The 6,745-nt window shown below is 63.0% G+C and carries 6 protein-coding genes and 1 pseudogene; 3 read left to right on the top strand and 4 right to left on the bottom strand.

Annotated elements, in window-relative coordinates; all coding sequences use genetic code 11:
* Window positions 1–613, bottom strand: a 613-nt coding sequence (locus tag HP546_RS23625; protein ID WP_172230219.1) for an inositol monophosphatase family protein, incomplete at its 3' end; no start/stop codon positions are given.
* 162 nt (window positions 614–775) lie between these two features.
* Between HP546_RS23625 and HP546_RS23620 the strand changes: the two are divergent.
* From HP546_RS23620 to HP546_RS23610, 3 genes and pseudogenes are all read left to right on the top strand, one after another.
* Window positions 776–1,189, top strand: a pseudogene (locus HP546_RS23620) (TolC family protein); the annotation flags it as partial.
* 126 nt (window positions 1,190–1,315) lie between these two features.
* Window positions 1,316–2,206, top strand: a complete 891-nt coding sequence (locus HP546_RS23615) for a universal stress protein (protein ID WP_172230213.1) — start codon at window positions 1,316–1,318, stop codon at window positions 2,204–2,206.
* 271 nt (window positions 2,207–2,477) lie between these two features.
* Window positions 2,478–4,598, top strand: a complete 2,121-nt coding sequence (locus HP546_RS23610) for a TonB-dependent siderophore receptor (RefSeq protein WP_172230210.1) — start codon at window positions 2,478–2,480, stop codon at window positions 4,596–4,598.
* A 32-nt stretch (window positions 4,599–4,630) separates the two neighbouring features.
* Here the strand turns inward: HP546_RS23610 and HP546_RS23605 are convergent, their stop codons facing one another.
* The 3 genes from HP546_RS23605 to HP546_RS23595 all read right to left on the bottom strand — a co-directional run.
* Window positions 4,631–5,152: an acyloxyacyl hydrolase gene (locus HP546_RS23605; protein WP_172230208.1), complete on the bottom strand. Its 522-nt coding sequence runs from the start codon at window positions 5,150–5,152 to the stop codon at window positions 4,631–4,633.
* 312 nt (window positions 5,153–5,464) lie between these two features.
* The gene (locus HP546_RS23600; protein WP_172230206.1) at window positions 5,465–5,908 is read right to left on the bottom strand and encodes a carboxypeptidase regulatory-like domain-containing protein; all 444 of its coding nucleotides are present in this window, start codon (window positions 5,906–5,908) and stop codon (window positions 5,465–5,467) included.
* 121 nt (window positions 5,909–6,029) lie between these two features.
* Window positions 6,030–6,745: LysR substrate-binding domain-containing protein (locus tag HP546_RS23595; RefSeq protein ID WP_172230204.1), on the bottom strand; the 716-nt coding region annotated here is incomplete at its 5' end.

Here is a 6,745-nt window from a genome sequence, read left to right as displayed (position 1 = left end):
TCACGTCCACAAAGCCCGACGCCAACATGCAGTAGGCATAGCAATCGCCGCCATAACGCATCAGCCGTGCCTTGCCGGCCACGGCCTCGAACGCGGCCTTGCGCTCGGCGCTGTCGAACATGTCTGGCGTGGTGCACATCAACGTGGCCGTGGCCAGGTCGGCACAGGCCCGGGTCTTCAGCGGTGTACCGCTGCGCCATGCGCCCTCCGGCGTGCCGACAAAGCGCTCGCCGGTGAACGGCTGGTTCATCACCCCGATCACCGGGCGCTCGCCATCGTTCAGGGCGATCAACGTGCCCCACAGTGGCAGGCCGGTAATGAAGGCGCGAGTGCCGTCGATGGGGTCGAGTACCCAGGTCAGCGGGCTGCTTCCAACTGCCACGCCAGCCTCTTCGCCGAGGATGCCATGCTCGGGGTAACGGGCCTGGATCAACGCACGCATGGCGTCTTCGGCCGCCTTGTCGGCCACGGTCACCGGGTCGTACAGGCGCCCGCCCTTGTCCTCGACATCCAGGCTGGCGCGGAAATATGGCTGAATCGCCACAGCGGCAGCATCGGCCAGCTGCTCGGCAAAGGCACGGAATTCGCCGATCTGTTCAGCACTCAGGGACATGGGGCAGGCCTCGTGGCAATGATGGGGCCCGCATCATACCCGACAACCCGCACTGCGCCAGTCACTACACGGCAAGAGCCACTATAATGCCATTACCGCTGCGCCGATGCTGGACAAGCATATCGATGCGCTGCAACCCTGACCCGCAACCAGCGCCGCGCCGGTGCGGTGTCGGCGCTCGACCAGCCAGGCGCAGACCAGCGTCGACAGCACCCGGGCTGCGGTGGCCCGCTACAAGCGCCAAGTCGCCCAGGACATCAACCAGCTGACGCTGCTGGTGGGCGCAACCGTTGCCGACAATCTGGCGGCCCTGCCCCTGGCCGACGAGCAGATTGCCGGGTTGCCCGGCGGGCTACCTTCCGATCTGCAGCGAAGCCGGCCAGACATTCTTCCGGCGGAATACCAGCTGCGGGCGGCCAACGCCAACATCGGCGTGGCGCGGGCGGCGTTTTCCCTAGCATCAGCCTGACCGCCAACGCCGGTAGTACCAGCCCCGAGCTAAATGGCTTGTTCGATGCGGGCTCAGGCACGTGGTTGTTACAGTCGCAGATCAGCCTGCCGTTCTTTACTGGTGGCAGGGGCGCTCCCTGTGGGAGATACCAGTGCGTAGTGAAAAAAAGCGTGAGCGGTTTTACCGGGCGCGCAGGGTCTAGACTGAACAGGATCAGGTAACCGGGGGGCTGCCACACGTGGAGGTGTGAGATGAGCCAGTTCAAGCGTCTGTTTGTCATGCTCGGCCCGCAGATGCGCCACACGCCAGCGCTGCAACGCGCGGCGGCGCTGGCGGAATCTTGCGGTGCGTTGCTGGATATCAACGTAGTCGTCGACGATGTCGACACCTTTGGCTTGATGAGTGACGGCCACGAACGTCAACGGCTGCTGGGCGATAACCGCCAGTGGCTGGCGGACCAGGCCGAGCAGCTGGGCAATGCCGGCCTGGACGTGTCCATCGAACTGCTGCTGACCCGCGACCCACTGGGCAGCGTGCTGCAACGGATAGAACGGCTGGGGTGCGACCTGCTGGTCAAGGATGTGCAACACGAACCGGTGCTCAAGCGTCTGCTGGTAACACCGCTGGACTGGCAGCTGCTCAAGGACAGCCCGGTCGCCGTGCACCTGGTCAGTGACATCCGCCTGCCCCTGCCCCGGCAGATCGCCGCCGCTGTGGACTTGAACAGCCTTGGCGCTGGCGAACACCTGGATGAGCAGGTGATCCACTGCGCCCATGCCCTGGCCCTGCAATGCAACGGGGAGCTGCACCTGGTGCATGTGTGCGATGCGGCCAGGACGCACATCGCCGACTTCGGTGCCGGTACGGTGACCATGCCCGGCTTCGAGGGCAGCGTGCGGACGGCGCAGCGGGCAGCGTTCAACCGGTTGGGCGACCATCACCAGATCCCGCTGGAACGCCGGCATTTTCTCGAAGGGGCTGCGATCAGGGCGATTGCACATTTTGTTGGCCACAGCCGGGTGGATGTGATCGTGATGGGCAGCCATCGGCATGACGCCATGCATACCTTCCTGGGCGGGACCACGGCGCATGTGCTGGAGCATCCGCTGTGCAATGTGCTGGCGATAAAGGGGGGTCGGTAAGGGAGTGGGGTTACAGGCTGCCGATTCTGGGGTTTTGGCGAGTTGCATCAGGGCTGACAGGCGCTGAAAATGCTGTGGCAAGCACCTGTCAGCCCTGATGCAATCCCCGCGAAAACGCCCCGCCCCCGCGACCAATAAAGCCCAAATCCCGCCGATTGGTATCTGGCACACCAGTGCCACTTAAAAAGAATGCATTTGATAATGATTCGTAGTAGTTTCCCGGCACTATTCCACCCTTCCCCTAGCGCCCTACTTCAGGATCGTACCGTCGATGCGTCGAACGTTCGTTTCGCTTTGCGTGCTGCACGCTGTCTCCCCGCTGGCCTTTGCCGAGCCTGAGCCGCTCAGCGACCCCGCCCGCATAGAACTCCAGGCCCTGAGCATTACCGGCAGCGCCGACAGCGAGCGCGCCGACGGCCCGGTCGATGGCTACATGGCGACCCGCTCGGCCAGCGCCACCCGCACCGACACCGCCCTGCACGAAACGCCGCAGTCGGTCAGCGTGGTGCCCAAGGATGTGCTGACCGACACCGGCGCGACACGGTTGCAAGATGGCCTGGACTACGCCGGCGGTGTCGGCCGCGCCAACAACTTCGGCGGCCAGGGCCTGACCACCTTCACCGTGCGCGGCTTCACCACGGGCGAGTTCTACCGCAACGGCTTCCCGATCAACCGCGGCTACCCCAACGCACCGGACGCCAACACCGTCGAGCGCCTGGAAGTGATCCGCGGCCCGGCCACCAGCCTGTACGGCCGTGGCGACCCCGGCGGTACGTTCAACGTGGTCAGCAAGCAACCGCTGCCCGAGTCGAAGGTGACCCTGGGCAGCCAGTTCGATGATCAGGGCATGCACCGGGCCACCCTGGACGCTACCGGGCCGCTGAACCAGGACGGTTCGCTGGCCTACCGCCTGAACCTGCTGGGCGAAGGCGGCGACAGCTTCCGTGACGACGTGGAAAGCGAGCGCTATGACGTGGCGCCGGTACTCAGCTGGCAGGTCAATGACAGCACCAGAATCGTCTTCGAGGGCGATTTCATGCGCAACAACCACCCGCTGGACCGCGGCCTCACCCGCTACGCCACCCAGACCGGCAGCGCATCGCGCGACACCTATATCTGGGAGAAAGGCAGCGACAACCTGCTGCATAACGACAACAACATGGCCCAAGTGCGTTTCGAGCACCTGCTCAACGACAACTGGACGCTGGGCGGTGGTTTCCAGTTCCTCGATGGCTCGCTCAAAGGTAACGCCGTGGAAGCCGATGGCGCACCGGCAGACGGCCGCACCCTGCAACGCAACTTCAACTACCGCAAGCTGGAATGGACCGACCGCGACTGGCAACTGAACCTGACCGGCCACTTTGATACCGGTGCGTTCAGCCACACCCTGCTGACCGGCGTGGAGTACGAGAACTACGACTACAACTCGATCATCCGCCGCTCCTCTGCTCCTTACCCGATAGACATCTACAACCCGGTGCTGGGCCAGCCCCGCCCGGCACTGGTGCGCACCACCACCTGGGACAAGGAAAACCTGCAGACCTGGGCCTTCTTCATTCAGGACCAGGTGGCGCTGACCGAGCGCCTCAAGGCCCTGGCGGGTGTGCGCTTCGAGCGCTTCGAGCATGACTACGACAACAAGCTGAACAATGCCGGTGATTTCGACAAGGGCGAAAACGGCGTGACCCCGCGCTTCGGCCTGCTGTACGACCTGACCGACACGGTCGCGGTCTATGCCAACACCGCGCGCTCGTTCAAGCCCAACACTGGCACCCCGGCCGGCGGTGGTGGCTTCGACCCTGAAAAGGGCAAGTCATACGAACTGGGCGTGAAGTGGGAGGCGCTTGACCGCCAGCTGAGCGTCGATGCGGCGGTGTATCACATCGTCAAGGAAAACGTGCTGACCCGCGACCCGGTCGACCCCAACTTCAGTGTCGCCGCCGGCCAGGTGCGCAGCCGTGGCCTGGATATCAACATCGCTGGCAACATCACCCCCGAGTGGCGTGTGATCGGCGGCTACGCCTATGTCGATGCCGAAGTGACCAAGGACAACCGCCTGCCTACCGGCACGCGCCTGGCAAACATTCCGCGCAACAGTTTCAGCCTGCTCAACACCTATGAGTTCCAGGACGGCTTCGCCAAGGGCCTTGGGCTGGGGATGGGAGTGAAATACGTGGACGACCGCAATGGCCAGACCGAGGCAGTGACCTACAACATGGACCAGTACACCGTGGTCGACCTGCTGGCCTTCTACAAAGTCAACGAGCACGTGCGCCTGAACCTGGACGTGAAGAACGTGTTCAACAAGGAGTATGACGAGGGGGCGTTCAACCTTTACGCCTATCCGGGGGCACCGCGGACGGTGCAGGCAGGGGTTTCCTACACCTTCTGATGCAGGTGGGGCCGCTTTGCGGCCCCGGTTGTTCAGATAGCCTTACTGTAGAACAGCGAGTACGACTCGATCCCGTCGTTAGGCTCTTTGATCCCTGCGTTGGAGTAGTGCATCGCGCGGATCCCCACCTTCTGCTCCCCCGGCAGTTTCAGGCCAAAACCGATACGGTCCTCGAAGTTGACCGACGAACCCAGGCGCTGGTCACCCACCTCGGTCTTGGAGAACGCTGCCAGACCAATGCCGGCCTCGATATACGGGGTGTAGGTGAAACCGCTGAACTCGTAAGTGAACACCGGGCTGAACGACAGCGAATGCGCGCCACTGGCGTCACCACCCTCCCAGTAGGTATAGCCGGCATCCCAGTAACCGGTCACATGCCCGGTACTGCTTTCCAGCCACTTCGTGTCCCAGTCGAACGACAGGCCGATACGGTATGTCATGTCGCCCTGGCTGGTGGCCCCTACGGCGCCGGACACCTGCGCGGCCTGGGCCAGGTTGGCCCCGACACAGGCCAGCACTGCAGCGGCCAGCGAAGCTGCGAGACGGGTTTTCATCAACAACTCTCCTGATGGTCTACACGGCAAGCGGGGGCTTTGGCCCCTCGGTCTTATGCGGTGACTGGCGCATCCCGACCAGTCACACGGAGTAATACTTTTCCGATTATTGACCAGATAAACAGAAAGTTGAAAGTGAATTGCCACTATTGGCGAATCCACCACCCAAGCTCCCATCGCCGGCAAGCCATGCGCCGTCTTGTGGGAGCCTGGCTTGTCGTGGCGACGAACCGCGGCGATGGGCCGCAAGGCGGCCCCTTTGCTTGACGGTCTGGCATTCACCCAAGCCCCTGCCCCGCAAGATAGCGATGATCAACGCCAGTTCAGGTTCACGGTCGCAGGCGCCTTGCCGCTCACGCTCACCTGTTGCTGTACCGTCTGACCTTGGGCGTTGCCGGTGACTTTGTACTTGCCTGGTGGCAACTGCACATACAGCAAAGGCCCGGCATCACTGACGCTGAGCACGGTTTGCCCTTGGGCATTGTCGATATCGACCGTGGCGCCACTCTGGAACTTGCCTTCCGGCCCGGTAGAGAGTTCCACGTGCAGGTCATAGCCCGGCAGCTTGCGCAGGGCATTGGCTTCATCCTGGCCGATACCGCCTTGCACATAGCGCACGCCGTGCTGTTCCTGCGGTTGCAGTTGCACCGCCTGCATGTCGATGGGCGCATTGAGGTCGGCAGCGGCGGCCAGGGTCCATGGCATGGCCAGGGTGATCAGCAGCGCCGCGCCAAGGGCATAGTGATGGTTACGCATGGTATGACCCTCCTTTCGAGGATGGCTTACCTAATATCTGATCCTCCAGGCGCAGTGGTGTTCGTGGGGATGCAGGGTCAGCTGAATGAAATTCGCACTTTAAGAAAAATAATGCTTTAAATCATAAAACTACGCGATCTTCCTCAAGTAATTTCACAAACATGCTCAAACTGCGCGACACCGTGCCCCGGCGCCAGACCAGCCAGGTTTTCAGGTAACGGAAATCCTCCGACATCGGCCAGGCACTGACCGTGCTGCACCCTGGCATATTGTCGAGCATGCTGCGCGGCATCATGGCCAGGCCGGCGCCAGCGCTGACGCAGGCCAGCATGCCGTGATAAGACTCCATTTCGTGGATCTTGCCCGGCACCGCCTGGTCCTGCACAAACCAGCTTTCGAAGTGGTGGCGGTAGGAGCAGTTGGCGCGAAAAGCGTAGATGCTTTCGCCGTTCACATCCTGGGCGCGGGTGACGGGTGCGTGGTTGAGCGGCGCGATGACCATCATCTCTTCCTCGAACACCGGCATGCCTTCCAGCGTGGGGTGCAGCACGGGGCCATCGACGAACGCCGCCACCAGCCGGCCAGACAGCACGCCTTCGAGCATGGTCCCGGAAGGCCCGGTGGACAGGTCCAGGTCAACCTTGGGGTAGCGCTGGTTATACGCCGCCAGCAAGGCTGGAATGCGCACCGCCGCCGTGCTTTCCAGCGAGCCGAGGGCGAAGGTGCCCTGCGGATCATCACCGGCCACGCTCAGCCGTGCTTCATGCACGAGGTCGAGGATGCGCCGGGTGTACTCGAGAAAATTCCAGCCCGCAGGCGACAGGCGCAGACGGCTCT

This window comes from Pseudomonas sp. CM25, from assembly GCF_013179705.1.
Classification (GTDB): domain Bacteria; phylum Pseudomonadota; class Gammaproteobacteria; order Pseudomonadales; family Pseudomonadaceae; genus Aquipseudomonas.
This window is presented reverse-complemented; position numbering and strand designations above follow the sequence as displayed.